The 607-nt window shown below is 53.7% G+C and carries 1 pseudogene; it reads right to left on the bottom strand.

From position 1 onward, the window contains the following. Window positions 1-607 (bottom strand): annotated as a pseudogene (locus ACTHUF_RS11030) (hypothetical protein); the annotation flags it as partial.

Raw genomic sequence — 607 nt, 5'->3', positions numbered from 1 at the left:
CCACACACCCACCCCCACACCAATACCAACACAACCAACCACCCAACAAAAACAAACAACAACCCACAACCCCCCCACCCAACACACCACCCCAACACCCCCCACCCAAACAACCAAACAAAACCACCAAAACCAACACCCACCAACCCACCAAACCCCCACCCCAAAAAACAACCCAACACCAACACAACAACCCACACCAAAAACAAAAAACCAACCCCAACCAACCCCACCCCACCCCCCCACACACCAAAACCAAAACCACCCAAAAAACACCCCCAAAAACACCCCAACAAAAACCCACCCCAACCCAACAAAACACCCCCAAACCACACCCCACCACAGACACAAACACAACCACCGAAACCGCACTCCCCAAACAAAAACAAAAAATGCAACAATCCACCACCTCCCAACTGCGACAACACATCCCCCAACACGCACCAAGCCACCCCACATCCCACACCACCACCACCAAAACAAAAACAAATACCGTCCGCCCGACGCACCAAGATCTCGACGTGTCCCGCCGTGGTCGCCGCACCCAAAACCACTCCACCACAACCAAAACCAAACCGAACCAACACAACCACACCCACACAACCCC

Source organism: Neisseria sp. P0024.S006 (assembly GCF_051956595.1).
GTDB lineage: Bacteria > Pseudomonadota > Gammaproteobacteria > Burkholderiales > Neisseriaceae > Neisseria.
Note: the sequence above shows the minus strand (reverse complement) of the source record. Positions and strands in the feature narration are given on the sequence as shown.